Consider the following 19,773-nt stretch of genomic DNA (forward strand, 5'->3'; position numbering starts at 1 on the left):
ACCTAACCCTTGTCACATACTGAAATCTGCATCTTAAAGTTAAGCAGGTATATCATTAGTACATGTGCTGACCACCATTAATGGATAAGGTCGAGCCAGTAACAAAACCAGCTTCATCGGCCACTAAAAATAATACAGAACGTGCGATATCTTCTGGTTGACCTAATCGCCCTACCGGTATTGTTCTAACAATTTTTTCTAAAACATCAGCAGGAACTGCTCGAACCATATCCGTTTCAACATAACCTGGGGCAATCGCATTGACGGTAATGCCTTTTGCAGCGCCTTCTTGCGCTAATGCTTTGGTAAAACCATGGATACCAGATTTAGCGGCTGCATAGTTCACTTGACCATATTGACCTGCCTGACCATTAACCGATCCTATATTAACAATGCGCCCAAATGAGCGTGCTCTCATACCTTCAATAACAGCGCGAGAAGTATTAAAACAAGAAGATAAATTGGTTTGAATAACTTTATTCCATTGCTCAAAATCCATTCTGTGCATGGTGCCATCCCTAGTAATACCGGCATTATTTACAAGAATGTCGATTGACCCGATTTCAGACTCTATATCATGAATACTTTTACTTACACTTTCAAAATCGCTGACGTCAAATTTAAACGACTTAATACCTGTTCGCTCTGTGAATTCTTGAGCTGCTTGATCATTGCCAGCATAATTCGCGATAACAGTGTAACCATGTTCTTTTAGCATTATGCTAATAGACTCGCCTATACCACGTGTTCCACCTGTTACTAATGCAATGCGTCCCATATTTGTACTCCTTGTTGTATTTTATAGTGGCTCTATAGAGGTTTGTAATCCGTTTATTAACACTGCTTTCATTTTAAACGTGAGTAATATACCAACACCTATCGTACAACTAGCATACTAACGTTTGAAAAAATCGATGTTAATTTCTTTATGTTAATTTTTTTAATGTATATATTTTACATTTTTCACTTTCTGTTATGTTACTAGCTTGTTAAATAACTTTAGTCAGTGTTTGTGTTTAAAACAACTTTTTAGTGGTTCTTTATTGTTCTAAAACAAATTTTTACTGGTTATTAATTTCGCCAAAATAATCGGTGTTATTTTACTATAATGTCTACACATTAACGTTTTGTGAATGTGCTGTATAAAACCGCAATTAGTTCAATTATCACTCAATAATGAAATGGTTTTGTTAACATTATCGGCGTATCATTATATTCTGTTGTTATTTGACGCAATCAATAAAGGGAAGTAAAACATGACTCAAAAGAAAACAGCTTTGGTAACGGGTTCTGTCAGTGGTATTGGCTTAGGAATAGCAAAAAATTTAGCTAAGCAAGGTTATAAAATCCTTATTAGCGATATTAATTTAGTTGTGGCACAAGAGGTTGCTCAAGGTATTAACCAGTCAGGAGGAGATGCCTTAGCCTTTAAGCTTGATGTGACGGTTCAAGCTGATATTGATAATGTTATTGCGCATGCAAATGAATTTAATAACCGTATCGATGTTTTAGTCAATAATGCCGGCATTCAATATGTTGCTAAATTAGAAGATTTTCCAGCTGATAAATGGCAATTAATTACTAATGTATTATTAGTCGGACCCGCAATGATGACCAAAGCGGTATTACCTTTGATGAGAGCTAATAATTTTGGTCGCATTATTAATATTGGCTCTTTACATGGTTTAGTCGCGTCGCCATACAAAAGTGCCTATGTTGCTGCCAAGCACGGCATTATTGGTTTTTCTAAAGTGATTGCGTTAGAAACTGGCGAGCAAGATATTACTATTAATACTATTTGTCCTGCCTATGTAAAAACGCCACTCGTTGAGAAACAAATTGCTGATACAGCAAAAGAACATGGCATTAGTGAAGAAGAAGTTGTTAACAATATTATGTTGGCTCCTATGCCAAAAAAAGCATTTATTGATATAGAAGAAATATGTGCTTCAGTGACTTATTTAGCCAGTGATCTAGCTAAAAATATGACAGGACAAACTATGGTATTAGATGGTGGTTGGGTAGCAAGGTAGTCGAGTTATCTCAATTCGTTACCTATATCCGTTACCATCAAGAGTACAGATTTTTGGTATTAATTAACCTGATTTGAGTCAAGCATAGTAATTTTAAGTCCATCGAAGCTGTATTTACACTATATAATTTATCCTTGGGCTGAGTTGTAACAGAAAAAGTTTTTTACATTACAGCACATTGAATTAGATTAGTTCAAGCGCTAAAACATACCACTTAATGGCTACGGACGTACAAGTGATGAGAAAGTAGGTTTGATCAAACCTACTTTTGAGTTAGTCAGTAAACTATTGCTCTGATACAACCGTTAGTTATATTTTTTAATAAATTTTGTGATACTAGGCGCGATTCTATTGCGAAAAGCTGAGCCACTGAAGGTGCCAAAATGACCGACACCATCAAAAATTTCATGCAGTTTATCTTGTGCTGAAATATTAGCACACAAAGATTGTGCGGCTTCAGTTTGACCTAAAGAACAAATATCATCATTTCGCCCTTCAATGGTATGCAAAGGAGTATGAGTTATTGACGACAAATCAACTAGTTCACCTCGGTAAGTCATTTTACCATTGGCTAGGTCTTGATTAATAAAAACTCGGTCAATGGTTTCTAAATAAAACTCACCATTAAGATCTAATACCGCTAGGTATTCATCATAAAAATCACGGTGACTTGCTCTCTTTTCTTCTTTGCCATGAAAAACATGGCTAATATAATCAGTATGTTTCTTTATATGGCTTTCTATATTCATCGACAGAAAAGAGGCTAATTGAATAAAGCCAGGATATACTTTTCTGCCAGCACCTGGAAAGCGATTAGGCACGGTCATAATCACGTTATTTTCAAACCAACTTAAATCTTTACTATTAGCATATCTATTAAGCTCGTTAGGATTAATACTAGTATCAATAGGACCCGCCATCAATGTAAGTGATTTAGGGGTGCAAGGATCTTTCGCTTTAGCCATCACCGCTGTTGCTATTAACGCCTGAACCGTAGGTTGACAAACGGCTAATACGTGAGTGTTTTCACCGATCTCATGCATAAAATCAATTAGGTAACTTACATAATCATCAAAACCAAAACTTCCTTCGGATAAAGGCACATGTTTAGCATCTAGCCAATCAGTAATGTAAACATCATGGTCTGCAACTAAACGCACTATTGTGGCTTTTAACAAAGTGCCATGATGACCTGAAAGCGGCGCCACTAGAAATAGTTTGGGTTGCTTAACATTGGTATCTTGTGCGAAATGAATTAAATTACAAAAAGGTTTTTTTAGAATGATCTGTTCAGTAACACCAATAGATTTGCCATCAATTAAGATGTTTTTAACATCATAAGCTTGTTTGTCATAAATTTTAGTGTAGTGATAGGCACTATCAAGCCCCGCACTGATGCTTTTTCCTAACAAGGTCTTGGCATAAGGGTTAAACGGGTGAGTTATGAATTGCTGACTCAAGGCAATAAAACCATTCATCATTTCGGCTGAGCGAGTATATAAATCGTAAGTTTGATACATCATCTGTTGTTTATCCTGCGGTGCAGCATTTATATATAAAATGAGTGTACATAGCAAATCTGTATTGGTCAATAATATTTTGCTGCACCGCATCAAAAATAAATATATCTTAAATGTTCACTCATTATAAACACGCATTATGTAGCTTAAATTTACGTTTGAAGACACGGTTAACATAAATAATAAGCAAATATGTTTGTATCTTATTAATATTGTTTGTAACTTGTTTGTTGATAATTTGTTAAAAATACTTTTACTTTGTGTTTTTTAACCGCAGATAAATTGTAATCATATAATTTAAAGGGATATATTATGGAATCAAGTCAACAGAAGGAAGTAATTGATTTTTTAGGGCAATACACAGAGGTATTTAATAGTCTGGTCAAACAAGTTTTACATGATCCTGATAAAAAAAGTTTAAATTCAATGATGGATTCAGAAAAATTATCTCAACTTTTATCTAAAGGGGTAAAAGTTGATACTGCCATGTTATTTAATAAACAAATGTCTTTTATGAATCAGCAAGCTGAGCTTTGGCAGAGTGCGACTAAAGCATTAATGGGTACAAAAGTTGAGCCTGTGGTGTCAGAGCAGCATAATGATCGAAGGTTTAAAGACAGCGAATGGTCTGAAAACCCTGTTTATAACTATTTAAAACAGTCTTATCTATTAAATTCTAACATGATGCAAGAAATGGTTAACAGTTTACATTTCGAGGATGCCAAAGCCGAAGAGCAAGTTAAATTCTATACTCGACAATATATCAATTCTGTTTCTCCAACCAATAATGCATTAACCAATCCAGAAGTTTGTCGAGACATTTTAGAGTCTAAAGGCGAGAACCTAATCAAGGGGTTACAAAACTTTATCCAAGACTTACAACAAAGTCCTGCCGATGCACTTAAGATCACCCAAACAGACCCTGATGCGTTTACTTTAGGTGAAAACTTAGCCTATACCCCTGGTGATGTCATATACCAAAATGACTTAATTCAACTCATTCAGTACAAAGCCAGCACTAAAAAAGTTAATGAAGTCCCACTATTGTTTATTCCACCTTGTGTTAATAAGTATTATGTCTTAGACATGGACGAGAAAAAATCACTGATAAAATGGGCAGTAAGTCAGGGGCATACGGTATTTATCATTTCATGGGTAAATCCAGACGCAAAACTTTCTCATAAAGGCTTTAATGACTATATGAAAGAAGGGCCAATTGCCGCACTCGATGTGATTGAAGAAGTCACAAAATCAAGCAAAATCAATGTGGTTGGTTATTGCATTGGCGGCACATTATTAGCAACAACCCAGTCATACTTATTGGCAAAAGGTGATACTCGAATAAACTCGTTAACCTTTTTAACCACATTATTAGATTTTGAAGAACCGGGTGAAATAGGCGTTTATCTCTCTGAGGAAGTATTACCTTTCTTGAAAAAAAATATTAAAGAGAAAGGCATCTTAGATGGCCGCGTGCTTGGTTTAGCGTTTAGCATGTTACGTGAAAACAGCCTATTTTGGTCATATTTTGTCAATAACTACCTAAAGGGCAAAGACCCTGCGCCGTTCGATCTTTTATACTGGAACAGCGACTCTTCAAATTTACCAGCAGAAACCTTTGATTTTTATATCAAGCATACCTATCAAGAAAATAACTTGATAAAAGATGGTGCCGTTGAAATTGAGGGTGTTGCTATAGAACTCAGTAAAATTAAAACACCCAGTTATTTCTTAGCCACCATTGCCGATCACATAGTGTTGTGGCAAGCATCATACAAAGGAGCTAAAGTGCTTTCTGGACCAACAAGGTTTGTTTTAGCTGGCTCTGGTCACTTAGCCGGTGTGGTTAACTCTGTCGATCATGGCAAATATCCACATTGGGTTAATGACGAACTTGCTGACTCTGCAGAGCATTGGTTTGAAGGCGCGACAAAAAATGAAGGGTCTTGGTGGACAGATTGGGAAAATTGGGTTGCTCCTCAATCAGGTCAGCAAGTAACCGCACGTAAACAAGGATCTAAAAAACATGTAAGTATAGAAGCGGCTCCCGGCAGTTACGTTAAAAAGCGTAATTAGTCTCGTGATAACCCCCCTCTTTTCTGCGTTATCTTGTTAACCTGATAGCACAGCTGAAAGTTAAACTAAAAAGCGACCAGAAAGGTCGCTTTTTTTCTAGAGAGTATATCTGTTATACTGAACACCAATAGCACTTACACTAAATTTTTAGTAACTTATCGTAAGTGAAAATTAATAACCGACTGAGATTATTACCCTTGATCACAATTAAAAGATATCCAAACCGTCGTCTGTATGACACTACAAAGAGTCATTATGTAAATTTGGATTATATTAGAGAATTAGTTATATCGAATCAAGAGTTTAAAATAGTTGACTCGAAAACAAGTGAAGATAAAACTCGTAGTATTTTAGTTCAAATTATAAGTGAAGAAGAAACAAGTGAGCGACAATCGCTGTTAACCAATACCTTATTGAAGCGCTTAATATGTTTTTATGGCAATGATAATCAAGATTATTTACAACAATTTCTTGAACAAAGTCTTGCTGCTTTTATTGAACATCAAGATGATATTTTAAAGCTGAGCAATGACATTAATAAAAACTCTCCTTTTGGTTTATTTAGCAGTATTGTCGAACAAAATATGAATATTTGGACTAAATTCCAGAAGCCAACAGATAAACAGTAACAAAATGTTGCACCGCAACAAAATAATAATTGACTAAAAACTTAAATATTGGTTAAATTCTCACCAAATGATGCTGCTTATCAGCAAAAATTAAGGAGAAGTTTATGTTTAATCAATTTACAGATTTATTTCAAACCTCATCAGACCCAATTGATAAGTTGGTCAAATTAAATATATCAACAGCAAATGCTATTGCACATCAACAAGGCTTGCTCATTACCAGTTTGTTTAATGACAGTATGTCATTTAGTCAAAAGATAATGACAACACTAGACATAAACATTTTTGTTGCCGAACAAGCAAAATTTAGTGCCTATGTGCAAAATGAATTAACTGATGCCATAAAACAAACCTCTGAAACACTCACCCATGCGCAAAAAGATGCAGAAGAAATTCTTAATGATTCTTTTGCCGTATTTTCAACTAAAGTTAATGACAATTTAGTGGAAAATGTCGCCGTTGCTCCAGAAGTGCTCAATAAAAATAAAACTCAGCCAGCGAAACAGACTGCAGTACAAACATCAGCACAAACAACAACTAAAGCCGTACCCAAAAAAGCTGAAGTTAAAGCCACGCCAAAAGCTGAAGTTAAAGCTACGCCAAAAACTGAAGTTAACATTATATCTAAAAAATAACTAAAACTTGTATTTACGCTATAGATTTAAACTGAATCAAAGATTTATTTTTAAATTATAACTATTATTTTACAATGACTTGAACTGGCATTAAAACTTTATGCTGCACAGCAGCAAAAAAAACATTGACGACTCTGTTGTGAGCACTTATACTCAATTTGAATTAAATTGCTGCACCGCAGTATAATATAAAACTAAATAGGAACTATCATTATGTTTACACAATTAACTGAACAATTTACTACTGCAATGAAATCATTAAACAATACAGACCAGTTCACTGCAGCAATGAAGCCATTTAATACCCTTGTAGAACTTAATACTAAAACGGTTGAACAATTAATCAATCAGCAATCAGCATTAATGACTACGATCCTGAACGACAGTGCAGCTCAAACTAAAGCATTGTCAGCTCAGAAAGATTTAGCCGCAGCGATTGAGTCACAAAAAGCTTACACTGAAGCGCTTCAAGCGAAAGTTACTGCTTCAGCTAAAGAGACTTATGATGTTGTCACTAAAACGTCTGAAGAAGTAACCAACTTAGTTAAAGATTCTATGGCGAACGCGACTAACACAGCTAAAGATTCTATGGCAAAAGCGACCAGCACTGCTAAAGAAACTATGGCAAAAGCGACTACCGCTGCTAAATAATTTATGACTAATAAATAAGCTAATTTGTGCTTGTTAATGAAAAACCAGTATCTTGATACTGGTTTTTTTTGTCGCTAAAAAGTAAAAGGCAAATAGTATCCGCTTCATTAATTAGGTGAGCTATTGTATACGCAGGAAAAAAACAGATATAAGAGTTTTATTTTAATCAATAATTTTTCTAATGATTAAAATAAAATAGATAACCAAGTAAAATAATCATAAAGTTAGTAAGCTTGGAATAAATTTTAAACAAGTTATACCAAAAAATACTAGCGTAATTAAACCCTCATCAAACAATCACGGGCTAACAACCTTGCTTCACCTCATATTACTCACAAAGTATTTCACCACAGAAAATACCAGAAAGATCACGATGATCACACTCAACTAGCTCTAGCTTGTATTCACATATCTTTGCAGAGCTACACATAAAATTGACAACAGCGGCAGACTTACCAAAAAAAGTACTCTACCTTTTATAAGATATGTACTTTATCAATCCCCTGATATGACTAAATGGGTCATGGGCCATGACGCACGAGTAAAGGCCACTAATACCATTAATTTAGAAGCAAAAAAGTCTATAATTAATATAGTTAGATGGTTAGAAATTTAAAGCTAAAAATTAGTCTTTCAGTCAATCAACCGCTATTGGAACCGCGTTTGCTACTAACCTAGTAGCCAGTGATCCCGACTTATCCATCGCTTTGCCAAGAAGAATGTACTATCCAATTGACCCTGGTATGAGTTATTAAATTCCGATGGTATGCAAAAAATCGAAGACGAAGATGCAGGCACTGAGAACGAGGATGCCGATGACGAGTCAGAAAAGAGCAAATCTTAGCTATAGCTTAGTTATTTAAGCTTCGGATAAATTCGTGGAATTTGATACCGTATTGAAATATATGTTGAAGAGATTGATGACGCCAAAGGCGCCATCATAGATAAATGTAATTCGATCCGCTGGGTTTAAGAAAGTGCAGATTTTGCTGCAGCCAACTCGGTTTGGCTGTTGGCAGTGAGTAAATCACCATCAGAGGATTCAAGATGCGCACGAATGAACCATTGGAACTGCTCAAGATCAGTCAACTGACCAATTAGCATGTCTTCCGATACCGGATCAAGTTCTGCCATTTCACCCATTGCTTTGCGATGATCACTGTTTACCCCGTTATACACTAAATCAAGGGCGGCCAAATGCTCGATGGCCAATGCCTTACCTAGCGAATAGTCATGCCAAGTACGACGGTCAGCAATAGATTGCGGAGTTCCTACCGGTGATCCGCCCAAAGTAGCTATTCGCTCTGCGATGCTGTCGGTCATCTCACGCACAGCTTCTACTTGAGGGTCTAGCATTTCATGAACGCCGATGAAATTGGGGCCAACAACGTTCCAATGAACGTGCTTTAGCGTAAGGGCCAAATCGATCAGTGCCACCATACGGTTGTCTAAAGTCGATATTACTCGGTTAGCAGACGCTTCATCCATGCCTGGCACTGTGAATTTAGTTGTTTTTTGCTGATTTATTTGATTACTTATAGTCATTATTTCTCCTATATGCTTCAACATAACCGGAGAGGTATACCTAGCCAAAAATGGCATAAAGTGCCCCTCCCTGACCCATCCACACTATCAAATGCGCAAACCCTTTGTCAAACAACAGAAACCGTCTTTGATATCACGAGTGAAAAATTTATGATGTCTGCAAAAAAGCATTACCCGCATCGATACCGGCACGATAATCATGCTGTAAATCCATATCCGAACTGCCTAAGCTTTTACTTCGAAGATGGTCTTTAGCAAAAATTTGAATGAGCTCAACATCGTCAGGAGGGTCAGCGATAAAGGCGAGTTCTTGACGATAAGCTTGCTCATGCTGAACCAAATAATCAATGGTTTTTGGGCAATGTCCAGACGAGTAAATCCATGACTTTAGTTTGTTTATCCAAACCGACTGAGCATGAAGATCAGCATTAACAGTGCGAATAATAACTATTTTTCGCGCACCGCGGCGATAGGCTTCACGCACGGGTAATGGCTCAGCTAGGCCACCGTCAAGGTAATAATCAGCTTGAGGTGCTTGTGCCTTATTAAACGAACGAGCAGTTAACCTAGGCGTAAGTTTAACTCCTTCTTTATATAAAAAAGGTAATGCACTCGAGGCTTTAAGCAATTTTCGCCAATGAGTACTATTGCCGTTTGGGCGCAAAAAATAACCTTGCCTATCACGTGAATTTGTTGCGGTGATCAATAATTCTCGTTTTCCCAATGATTTCTTTGCCGCTGCAAAGTCTAAGGCAAATCTACCTTGAATAGTGTTATCAAAGTACCAATCCAAATCCACAACATTGCCCCCAACTAATCCACGGCCTAGCTTATAAAAACGCTTTTGACGTGATAAACCACGGATTAATTGTTTGGCATAGCCTTTTTGACGAGATAAAAAGCTCGTGATATTTTGCGAGCCCGATGACGTCCCTATAAATAAATCGAAAGGATCAAAATCATTCTCTAACCAGGCATCTAACACACCTGCAGTGAATATTCCTCGTTGACCACCACCTTCAGCGATCAGCGCTATGTTTACGCTCAAATCAATTCGCCCTTCTCTTGTTGACCTTACACTTTGTTGTTCGTGAAGATAACTCCCCGAACACCTTTTGTGGCTCAGACAAATGCAATCTAAAACAGAAAACTTCTAACATTAGTTAAAGGTTAATTTATTAACATACAAATGCTATCACAATTCAATAAAAAACCATTAAACCTTGAATTAAATAAATAATAAATATTAACTTAACATTGATTAAGGGCGTTAAAGTCTAAAAGTAAGCTACAACAATAGGTAGATGTGTAATTACAAACCCAATCAAACTATACACTTAACAAGAAAAAGCGTCTAACTGGAAGTCCATTCTGACCGACAAACCACTTTGACTGAGTTTGTTTAATATTGCTTCTTTAAACTTGCTTGAGTACCTTTGATAATTCACGAACGTTAACTTACCGCACCCTGTGTATTTATAAATTAATTGAGGCAACCACTATCCTGATACAAGGGGGGGGGGTTTACATTCAGAACTCATGTTCCATACTCCCATAGTCTTAAATTTTTAATAGACTATGGAGTTATGATGAAGACAACAGGATATGCAGCAAAAAGCCAAGGCTCTCAACTCACTGAGTTTTCTTTCGAGCGCCGCGATTTACGCGATAACGATGTAGAAATTGAAATTCTTTACTGTGGTGTGTGCCATACAGATTTACACGCCGTACGAAACGATTGGGGCGGCAGCGAATACCCTCTAGTACCTGGACACGAAATTGTAGGTAAAGTAATGTCGATAGGTAGCGGCGTTACAAAATACAAGCAAGGCGATACAGTCGCTGTTGGTTGTATGGTCGACTCATGTAAAAGCTGTGACCAATGCGATAACCACGAAGAACAACTGTGTCGCGAGGGTATGGTTGGAACTTACTCGGGTAAAGACAGAATAAGTGGAGAAATGACCCAAGGCGGTTATTCAAAACATGTTGTTGTGCGTGAAGAGTTTGTACTCTCCGTTCCTGAAAGTTTAGAGCTATCACGCGTTGCACCACTCTTATGTGCTGGCATTACTACGTATTCTCCACTACACAAATGGGACGTTAAAGAAGGTAGCCGTGTTGCAGTCGTTGGCTTAGGCGGACTTGGCCATATGGCAGTTAAAAACGCTGTCGCTATGGGAGCAACCGTCACCGTCATTGGCCGTAGTGAGTCTAAAAAAGATGATGCGATAAACTTAGGCGCACAACATTACTTAGTATCAACAAACGATGATGAAATGGAAGGTTCGAAGTCTGCATTTGATATCATCATTGATACCGTCCCTGTAAAACATGATTTATCAATTTATACACCACTACTCGATATAGACGGGACACTTGTTATTGTTGGACAAATAGGTCCAGTTGACGAAGTTAACACGGTACCATTATTAATGGGTCGTCGTCGTATTGCAGGCTCATTAATTGGTGGCATTAAAGAAACTCAGCAAATGCTTGATTTTTGTGGTGAAAACAACGTATTGCCAGAGTGTGAAATGATCAATATTGACGAAATTAATACCGCCTACGAGCGAATGGAACGCTCTGATGTTCGCTATCGTTTTGTTATTGATATGGCGTCGTTAAGCGCATAATTATTTAATGAGTAATTAATAACTAAAACCAGCACTGTAAGCAGAGCTGGTTTTTTTTGCCGCGCCGAGTGCATAGTTTTTATGACATTTTAAAACAGCGACAGACAAGTAAAGTTATATTAGAAATAAAGCAAAAATCACTTGAAAGCGCTTTTATAATGTTAGTGTGAGTTTCAAACTTTAATGTCTTATCGCAAACATTAATAGCCAGTTTCATACATTAATATGCTCGCACATTCTCCTGACTCTACGACAACATAAATGGCGCCGTTAGACTGGTCTTCGATTTTGCTACTTGTGCTGGTGGTCCTTGTGCGACAACTAATCCACCTTCATCACCAGCGCCAGGTCCAATGTCGATAACCCAATCGCTGCTGCTAGCAACCTGCATATCGTGCTCAACCATAATAACGGTGTTACCTGAGTCAACCAATCCATTTAATTGCAGCATTAACATCGACACATCTTCTTGATGCAGGCCCGTAGTTGGTTCATCAAGCACATAAAGCGTATCGCCGCGCTGTGACCGCTGCAATTCTGTTGCAAGTTTAACCCGCTGAGCTTCACCTCCCGACAGTTCTGTGGCGGGCTGACCAAGTCTGAGGTAGCCTAGCCCAACCTGCAGCAACGCATCTAGTGCCTGCACTACTGAAGGTTCATTTTCAAAGAATTCGCGCGCAGTCTCTACCGTCAAAGCAAGGACTTCGGCGATATTTTTGTCGCGATATGTTACCTCAAGTGTCTTGTCGTTATAACGCTGGCCTCGACACACTGAACAAGGGGAGTAGACACTAGGGAGAAATAACAATTCCACACTAACAAATCCCACGCCTTCACAATTCGAGCAGCGTCCCTTAGCAACGTTGAAAGAAAAACGACCAGCGTCATAACCGCGTGCTTTCGACTTTCGAGTCGAGGCAAATAACTTCCGCACATGATCAAACAGGCCGGTGTAGGTTGCAAGGTTTGAGCGCGGAGTGCGACCAATTGGCTTCTGATCAACGCTGACTAATCGTCGCACAAGCTCCATGCCCGCAACGATCTGTCCACTGGTTGATGTTTCTAACTCTCGTTCAAGTAAGGCCGTCTCGTCACTTGGCACCTCAACGGTCTTTTTTTGACCCAGCGCATCGTAAACCAGTTCGACAAGCGCCTGACTCACTAGACTAGATTTACCCGAACCTGAAATACCGGTAACAGTTGACATAACACCGAGAGGGAATTCAATATTTAGCCCCTGAAGATTGTTTCGTTCAACCCCTTCTAACTTCAACCATGCTGTAGGCTTTCTTGGCAACTGTTTCGCGCTAGCAAGGGGTGAGAAAAGATGGCGACTGGTATGTGATCCTGTCACTGCACGCAAACCTTCTAACGGTCCGTTGTAAATCACTTCGCCACCGTGACTGCCCGCGTTAGGGCCAATGTCTACAATCCAGTCTGCATGTTGAATAACGCTAACATCGTGCTCAACCACGAATAAGGAGTTGCCAGCTCGAATCAGTTCATCCAATGCCCCTAGCAAGGATTGAGTATCGGCTGGGTGCAGACCTGCAGAAGGTTCATCTAGTACATAAACGACGCCAAACAGCTGTGAACGGATCTGTGTTGCCAAGCGCAAGCGCTGTAGTTCGCCCCCTGACAAGGTTGGTGTGCTGCGCTCCAAAGACAGATAGCCCAAGCCAAGCGTTGTGAGCGCTTCAACGCGAACCAAAATATCTCGGGTAATTCGCTGAACAACAATGTTTTTTTCTTGATGCGGATCACTTTTTGTTGAGGCTTTATTGCCAGCATCGCGTAAGCGTTTAGCTAGCTCATTTAAAGTTAAGCGCGACAGTTCACCAATATCAAGTCCAGCAAATTTAACCCTTAAAGACTCTCGTTTTAATTTCTTTCCCTTGCAGTCTGGGCATTGAGAAATATGCATGAATTGGGAAACACGTTTTTTAGTTCTTAGACTTTGGGTGGTCGCAAAGGAGTGCATAATAAAGTGTTTAGCGCTCGCAAACGTGCCCATATAATGGGGCTTTTCACCCTTATCAATCGCCTCTAACGTTTGCGCAAAATCATATTCGGGGTAAACCGGCACGGTGGGTGTTTCTTCAGTAAACAAGATCCAGTCACGCGTCTTCTTAGGTAGCATCTTCCACGGTTTATCAATGTCGTGTCCAAGAGAAACCAGTATTCTGCTAAGGTTCTTACCTTGCCACGCAGGTGGCCATGCTGCAATGGCACCCTCTCTAATCGTCTTAGTATCATCAGGAACAAGCATCTTTTCTGTGACTTCAAAAACTCGCCCAATGCCATGGCATTTGGGGCAAGCACCTTCTGGTGTGTTTGCAGAAAAAGAATCTGCATACAGTATTTTTTGCCCTTGCGGATACTGCCCAGCACGAGAATAAAGCATGCGTAATGCATTGGAAATTGTTGTCACACTCCCTACAGAAGAGCGAACAGAGGGTGTGCCTCTTTGCTGCTGCAGTGCGACCGCTGGTGGCAGACCGTCGATTGAGTCGACGTCTGGTTCATCTACTTGATCGATTAATCGGCGAGCAAAAGGAGAAACTGAATCAAGATAGCGGCGCTGTGATTCTGCAAACAGAGTCCCGAAAGCAAGCGATGACTTTCCAGAACCAGAGATGCCCGTAAATACAACGAGTGCGTTACGAGGTAAGTCTATATTGATATTTTTCAGGTTGTGAACGCGAGCTCCGCGCACTTGAACACAGTGTTCAGCATCACAAGGGACGCTATTTACTTTCTTTGGGGTGATAGTAGATCCTCCTTTAGCTTTACTCATTTAAACTTTTACTTCTTTTTGTTGTGTCACATTGTCTAAGCAATAGTGTCATGACCCCTATTGATTGAGGCCCAACCTATTCTAACTAACACAGCATATAAAACAGTGTGATTTTGTATTCCGCTAATTAATAAATCGAACGCTTAAAAAACTAAAATCTTGAAAGCAATTAATATTAAAATAACTTTTACCACTTTATCTATTGTTCTTTTTAAATTCTGAATTATGTGAAATCCGTTGATTAATAGACGAAAATAACCGATTTCTCTCACTCAATGATATCAAAGAGAAGTAAATATAAAAAAATGAGGAATCATATATTTTCATGTTATGAAAAATGACGTTTTATTCTACCTATAGACAAACTGAGCCCTAGTTCTTCACAAACGCTTCAGCAGTAACACCATCTTCCTAAGCTTTGAGTAACGCCATACGATTAAGCTCAACAGAGTATCTTTGATAACGTTTACCTTTTGTCATAAAACATCTCCTGATGTATCCGTACAACGATTATTGTCTGTCCACGAAAGTGGGATAAGACTACTGAGTTCCAAATATTAATTTGTCTCATTTATAGTCCATAAGCTTTGACTTTCTCAGTTTCAAACTTTAAGCGATTTTACAAAATTATAGGTAAGATAATAGGTACGATAAATCCAGGGTTGCAAGACCTTTCAGCTTCAAAAATTAATACATCCTTACAAGTAGCATGAGTCCAGGTCACTTGCACCGGTATCATTGAGTCTTTAAACATGAGATGGTGTGGGGTCTTATCTAAAATTTATCTCGACTCGATTTCTGCTAAGACTTAAAAAATTCGTAATTGATAAAAACTTAAGGAGGAAGATGAAGTATTTCTTTTTCATCGCAGCGCTTGGCTTACTTATAACTGCCGGCTGTGGAGATAACACTGATAAAAGCACATCAGACGCTTCTCAAGATAATGAATTGCAAACAAAAGAGCGCCCTGCACACCAAGTAGGCGTGGTAACAATAAAAGAGCAAGCAATCGCTTTAAATCATGAGTTGCCTGGCCGCGTGAAAGCATTTATGACGGCTGATATTCGTCCTCAAGTGAGCGGTATCATTCAATCACGATTTTTTGAAGAAGGTAGCCTTATTGAAGAAGGTCAGCAACTCTACCAGATTGATCCAGCAAGATATCAGGCCGATTATCAAAGTGCAAAGGCGAGTTTGCAAAATAGCAAAGCTGAACTTGAGCTTGCCCTTGCATTCCAAAGCCGCTATCAAAGCCTGATAAAAACCAACACAGTAAGCGAGCAAACGTTTGATAGCGCAAAGGCAAGTGTGGCAAAAGCCAACGCCGCTGTTGCCCTCTCGCTGGCTGAGGTAAAAAAAGCAAAAATCAACCTTGATTACACAAAAGTACATGCCCCCATTTCAGGCTATATTAGCCCATCGACGGTGACGGAAGGTGCCCTCGTTACTGCGCAACAACAAACAGCTTTAGCAACAATCAGACAACTTGATCCAGTTTACGTCGACTTGTCTCAGTCGGCCGCCGATGCGAAGACTTTGCAGCAAAGTTTGATGACCCGTCGCATGACCAAAGGCGAGGACGCAAAATTTGAGGTAACGCTTTTATTTGGCAATAACGATTTTATCTATCCCCACAAAGGCAGTCTGTATGCGACTGATTTAGCCGTAGATGAAAACACGGGTACGATTCGGTTGAGGTCTATATTTCCAAACCCAAATGCAGCTTTATTACCTGGTATGTTCGTGCGTGGAACCATTGAGGAAATGGGAATTGAAGAAACAATCATAGTGCCGCAAAAAGCCGTCAGTATAGAGGCCGATGGCTCAAAGGTGGTTTGGGTTGTCAATGCTAATAATATAGCAAACAAGCGTGCAGTGGTCACCAGCGGCACTTACAAAAATAATTGGGTAATCAAAAGCGGTCTTAAAACGGGTGATACCGTTATCGTAGTGGGGGCAATGATGTTGCAGCCGGGCGCCAAAGTCGCGCCTAAAAACATCAAATTGAAGGATTCAACTAATACGCCCTCTGGTATGTCCTCTAGAGCAACGAAATCTGATGACAGTGCTACAGGTGACGCTAACAATAACAAAACGAGCTCGAATTAATGATCTCTAAATTTTTTATTAACAGACCCATTTTTGCGTGGGTTATTGCCATCGTTATTATGGGTTTAGGCTCTCTAGCCATTACATCACTGCCGGTTGAACAATATCCAAATATAGCCGCACCTAAGATATCAATATCGGTTACTTATCCAGGCGCATCGGCGCAAACACTCGAAAATACGGTGACACAAGTAATCGAGAAAAATCTGACGGGTATCGATAATTTACGTTATATCCAATCTCAAAGTTCCTCATCAGGACGTGCAAATATCAATCTTACTTTTGAGCCAGGAACTGACGCTGATATCGCGCAGGTACAAACACAAAATAAAGTGTCGCAAGCAGAATCATCGCTTCCTCAAGCCGTCCAGAGACAAGGCGTTGCGGTCAGAAAAGCGGGCAGCAGTTACGCCCTTATCGTTAGTTTTTATTCAACGGATGATTCATATGGACGAAATGAAATCTCTGACTTCTTGGCGTCTAATCTAGAAGAACCACTCAGCCGGATTGATGGCGTAGGACAAATTAGGACATTCGGCCCTGAGCACGCTATGCGTATTTGGCTCAATCCACAATCAATGTACAATCTTAACATTACAACACAAGATGTCATTAATACCGTTCAGGAGCAAAATGTACAGCTAGCTACCGGTCAAATTGGTGGTGCGCCGAGTGTTAAAGGACAGCAACTCAACGCTACAATTACGTCGCAGTCATTACTTGAAACCGTAGCGGAATTCGAAGCAATTTTACTAACGGTTGATCAGGATGGCTCCCAAGCAACCTTAGGTGATGTTGCTCGCGTTGAAATTGGTGCAGAAAGTTACAGTGTCATTGGACGCTACAATCGCCGGCCTGCATCAGGTATTGCGATCGAGTTGACTCCTAATGCCAATGCTTTACAAACCATTCAAGCGGTGAAAGACAGAATTGAAGAATTTAGCGACATCATTCCTGAGCAATTAGAAATCGCCTATCCAGTAGATATTTCACCTTTTGTACAAGCGTCAATTTATGAAGTAATCAAAACGCTGGTGATTGCTGCCTTATTGGTTATTTTAGTCCTTTACGCATTCTTACAAACATCACGTGCGACTTTGATCCCAACAGTGGCAATACCCGTTGTGTTACTCGGCACGTTTGCGTTTCTTTATGTTTTTGGTTACTCCATCAATATTCTAACATTATTCGCGCTGGTATTAGCCATTGGTATGTTGGTTGATGATGCGATAGTGGTTACCGAAAACATTGAAAACAAATTGGAAAATAATCCTGATATGACGCCAAAGGCTGCTTCAATTAAAGCCATGAAAGAAATTTCAGGGGCGCTTATTGGCACAACGGTTGTAATATGGGCGGTGTTTATTCCGATTACCTTCTTTGAAGGTTCAACAGGCGTAATTTATCGACAATTTGCGGTGACGATTTCCGTAGCGATGGGCATTTCGCTTTTTATTGCGCTCAGTCTCTCTCCATCCTTGTGCGCCATCGTTTTAAAACAAGGCAAGACAGAAAAGAAAACAGGATTTTTTGGCTTGTTCAATCGGGGCTTTAAAAAATTGAAGAGAGGACATGAAAACTTACTAGTGAAGTTATTGGCAAGTCGAATTGTTTTACCATTAGTTTTCTTAGCTATGATTGCGGCTGCAATTAGTTTATTCATTAAAATACCCACTTCATTTTTGCCTGATGAAGATCAAGGACGCATGTTCACCCTAGTTAGCGGGCCTGTAAGTTCAACGCTACAACAAACCGTTGAGAAAAATAAGCAAGTCGAGGACTTCTATTTAGACCAGACAAACGGTGCGGTTGAAGGAATATTCACTGCTGCGGGTTTCAGCTTTTCTGGCAACAGTCAAAATGTGGGTATCGGTTTTATTAAAATGAAACCTTGGGCGGAGCGCGGAGAAAATCAAAGCGTCTTCCAGATCAGTGAACAAGCTGGCAAGGCATTGTCAACTGTGCCAGACGCCATGATCATTCCAATTGTGCCGCCAGCAGTATCAGCGCTAGGAAACTCAAGTGGTTTTGAATTTCAACTAGTCGATAGGGCCGGTTTGGGACAAGTCGCCTTTAATGAGGCAATGCAGCAATTCCTTGGAGAGGCAAATCAAAGCGATCTGCTAAATAGGGTTCGTTTCAACGGACTGCCGCCTAGTCCTCAATATGATATTGATATCGATGCCGGCAAAGCGCTAGCATTAGGTGTGTCAATGGCAACAATTAATCAAACCTTAAGTACCGCTCTTGGGGGTTCTTATATCAACGACTTCATAGAAAACGGCCGCATAAAGAGAGTATATGCGCAAGCGGACGCTGAATATCGGATGCTGCCAACTGATATAAAACGATGGTACGTGCGCAACGCATCCGGTGGAATGGTGCCTCTGTCAACGTTTGGATCAGGCGAATGGACATATGGCGCATCCAAGCTAACGCGGTTTGACGGCAATTCTTCTCTTGAAATTAAAGGTGAGGCCGCACAAGGCATTAGTTCAGGTGAAGCCCTTAACCAGATATCAAAACTCGCTGAAAGCTTGCCAAGTGGAATTGGTTTGCAGTGGACCGGCTTATCCTATGAAGAAAAACAATCGGGTGGTCAGGCATGGATTGTTTATATGATTTCAATCATAGCTGTGTTTCTAGCATTGGCAGCTTTATATGAGAGCTGGACAATTCCCTTGGCGATTATCCTAACGGTTCCACTGGGTATATTTGGTGCTGTTTTGGCCACATGGTGGTCTGGACAAGCAAATGATATTTACTTTCAGGTGGGCTTATTAATGACCATTGCCTTGGCAGCTAAAAATGCAATTTTGATTATTGAGTTTGCAAAAACTAACCTCGAAGAAGGCATGAATCCCTATGATTCAGCGGTGATGGCGGCTAAACAAAGACTTCGCCCTATTTTGATGACATCACTGACATTTATTTTAGGTGTGATGCCTTTGGCATTTGCCGCAGGACCCGGGTCAGGAGCGCAAAACGCGATATCAATTGGTGTACTAGGGGGTATTACGGCTACAACAATATTGGTTTTATTTTTCGCGCCCTTCTTCTTTATATGGGTCATGCGCCTATTTAAGACTGAAGAATTAAAAAGTGACTGTCAAAGTTAGGGCACAAATTCAATTTTATTCAG

13 protein-coding genes are annotated in these 19,773 nt (G+C 39.6%); 8 read left to right on the plus strand and 5 right to left on the minus strand.

Annotated elements, in window-relative coordinates:
* Nucleotides 1-55: 55 nt before the first annotated feature.
* The gene (gene phbB / locus H4J65_RS07535) at nt 56-778 is read right to left on the minus strand and encodes an acetoacetyl-CoA reductase (protein ID WP_182135974.1); all 723 of its coding nucleotides are present in this window, start codon (nt 776-778) and stop codon (nt 56-58) included.
* A 478-nt stretch (nt 779-1,256) separates the two neighbouring features.
* On the opposite strand from phbB, the gene H4J65_RS07540 reads away from it, so the two are divergent.
* Nucleotides 1,257-2,033: a 3-hydroxybutyrate dehydrogenase gene (locus H4J65_RS07540; protein ID WP_182135973.1), complete on the plus strand. Its 777-nt coding sequence runs from the start codon at nt 1,257-1,259 to the stop codon at nt 2,031-2,033.
* A gap of 305 nt (nt 2,034-2,338) precedes the next feature.
* On the opposite strand, the gene H4J65_RS07545 is transcribed toward H4J65_RS07540, so the two are convergent.
* On the minus strand, nt 2,339-3,556 hold the full coding sequence (locus H4J65_RS07545) for a polyhydroxyalkanoate depolymerase (protein ID WP_182197165.1): 1,218 nt from the start codon (nt 3,554-3,556) through the stop codon (nt 2,339-2,341).
* 309 nt (nt 3,557-3,865) lie between these two features.
* Here H4J65_RS07545 and H4J65_RS07550 point away from each other — a divergent pair, with 309 nt between their 5' ends.
* The 4 genes from H4J65_RS07550 (at nt 3,866) to phaP (H4J65_RS07565) (ending at nt 7,544) form a co-directional block, all read left to right on the plus strand.
* Nucleotides 3,866-5,629 (plus strand): alpha/beta hydrolase, encoded by a 1,764-nt coding sequence (locus H4J65_RS07550; protein WP_182197167.1) that lies wholly within the window; start codon nt 3,866-3,868, stop codon nt 5,627-5,629.
* A gap of 164 nt (nt 5,630-5,793) precedes the next feature.
* Complete coding sequence (gene phaR / locus H4J65_RS07555; protein WP_310649792.1) at nt 5,794-6,258, plus strand: polyhydroxyalkanoate synthesis repressor PhaR; 465 nt, start codon at nt 5,794-5,796, stop codon at nt 6,256-6,258.
* 104 nt (nt 6,259-6,362) lie between these two features.
* Complete coding sequence (phaP, locus tag H4J65_RS07560) at nt 6,363-6,893, plus strand: TIGR01841 family phasin (RefSeq protein ID WP_182197177.1); 531 nt, start codon at nt 6,363-6,365, stop codon at nt 6,891-6,893.
* 213 nt (nt 6,894-7,106) lie between these two features.
* Nucleotides 7,107-7,544, plus strand: coding sequence for a TIGR01841 family phasin (gene phaP / locus H4J65_RS07565; protein ID WP_182135311.1), 438 nt, complete (start codon nt 7,107-7,109; stop codon nt 7,542-7,544).
* A 969-nt stretch (nt 7,545-8,513) separates the two neighbouring features.
* Here the strand turns inward: phaP (H4J65_RS07565) and dps are convergent.
* Both dps and H4J65_RS07575 read right to left on the minus strand, forming a co-directional pair.
* The gene (gene dps / locus H4J65_RS07570) at nt 8,514-9,089 is read right to left on the minus strand and encodes a DNA starvation/stationary phase protection protein Dps (protein ID WP_182197179.1); all 576 of its coding nucleotides are present in this window, start codon (nt 9,087-9,089) and stop codon (nt 8,514-8,516) included.
* 148 nt (nt 9,090-9,237) lie between these two features.
* The gene (locus tag H4J65_RS07575) at nt 9,238-10,143 is read right to left on the minus strand and encodes a patatin family protein (RefSeq protein ID WP_182197313.1); all 906 of its coding nucleotides are present in this window, start codon (nt 10,141-10,143) and stop codon (nt 9,238-9,240) included.
* Between the two features lie 535 nt (nt 10,144-10,678).
* On the opposite strand from H4J65_RS07575, the gene H4J65_RS07580 reads away from it, so the two are divergent.
* A complete protein-coding gene (locus tag H4J65_RS07580) occupies nt 10,679-11,725 on the plus strand; it encodes an NAD(P)-dependent alcohol dehydrogenase (RefSeq protein ID WP_182135303.1) in 1,047 nt (348 codons plus the stop codon).
* A 247-nt stretch (nt 11,726-11,972) separates the two neighbouring features.
* On the opposite strand, the gene H4J65_RS07585 is transcribed toward H4J65_RS07580, so the two are convergent.
* Nucleotides 11,973-14,522, minus strand: a complete 2,550-nt coding sequence (locus H4J65_RS07585; RefSeq protein WP_182197182.1) for an excinuclease ABC subunit UvrA — start codon at nt 14,520-14,522, stop codon at nt 11,973-11,975.
* Nucleotides 14,523-15,368: 846 nt separating this feature from the next.
* Between H4J65_RS07585 and H4J65_RS07590 the strand changes: the two genes are divergently transcribed.
* The gene (locus tag H4J65_RS07590; RefSeq protein ID WP_182197184.1) at nt 15,369-16,631 is read left to right on the plus strand and encodes an efflux RND transporter periplasmic adaptor subunit; all 1,263 of its coding nucleotides are present in this window, start codon (nt 15,369-15,371) and stop codon (nt 16,629-16,631) included.
* Nucleotides 16,631-19,750 carry an efflux RND transporter permease subunit gene (locus tag H4J65_RS07595; RefSeq protein ID WP_220465105.1) on the plus strand — a complete coding sequence of 1,040 codons (3,120 nt, stop codon included), beginning with the start codon at nt 16,631-16,633 and terminating at the stop codon, nt 19,748-19,750. Before H4J65_RS07590 ends, H4J65_RS07595 begins: the two co-directional genes overlap by 1 nt.
* Nucleotides 19,751-19,773 lie beyond the last annotated feature (23 nt).

This window comes from Colwellia sp. MB02u-9 (assembly GCF_014077085.1).
Classification (GTDB): domain Bacteria; phylum Pseudomonadota; class Gammaproteobacteria; order Enterobacterales; family Alteromonadaceae; genus Cognaticolwellia.